Source organism: Treponema endosymbiont of Eucomonympha sp. (assembly GCF_001028545.1).
On the sequence record NZ_BBPW01000337.1, the window covers coordinates 1 to 730 of the forward strand.

Below are 730 nucleotides of genomic sequence, written 5' to 3' on the forward strand. Positions count from 1 at the left end.
GTTTTATGTTCATCATATACCTCTGTCGTGGGCGCTCCGAATGGAAGCGAACCCGTTCCCTTTCTCTCCCGCTCGATAAGCCCGCCCGACGCTTGCCTCCCGCCCGTATCGGGGTTTCCGCCCCTCGGCGAAGCGCCCGGCGGGTTCCGCCTACCGCCCCCGTCTCCGCGCAAGTTCAAGCCCCTTTTTTGCAAGCGCGTCATTCGGGTCAAGCTTCAGCGCTTGGGTATAATCCGCGATAGTCCGGTCATAGTCACCTCTGAAGTAATAGGCAGCGCCGCGGCTACGGTAGGCTGTCGCGTCATCCGGGTCGAGTTTGATTGCTTGGGTAAAATCCGCGACCGCTTGGTCGTAGTCGCCCTTTTTGGCATAGGCGTTGCCGCGGTTATAGTAGGCTGCCGCGTCATTCGGGTCGAGCCTAATCGCTTGGATATAATCCGCGACCGCCCGGTCGTAGTCGCCTTTTTTGGCATAGGCAATGCCGCGATTATTGTAGGCTGACGCATTGTTCGGGTCGAGCTCGATCGCATGGGTATAATCCGCAAGCGCACCGTCGTAGTCGTCTTTGCTAAGATAGGCACTGCCGCGGTTATAGTAGGCTGCCGCGTCATTCGGGTCGAGCCTAATCGCTTGGGTATAATCCGCGACCGCCCGGTCGTAGTCGCCTTTTTTGGCATAGGCAATGCCGCGATTATTGTAGGCTGACGCATTGTTCGGGTCGAGTTTGATT

Annotated in this window: 1 protein-coding gene; it reads right to left on the minus strand. The window is 57.7% G+C overall.

Annotated elements, in window-relative coordinates:
- Nucleotides 1-150: 150 nt before the first annotated feature.
- The coding region (locus AWU74_RS06930; protein WP_162504983.1) for a tetratricopeptide repeat protein at nucleotides 151-730 on the minus strand (580 nt) is incomplete at its 5' end.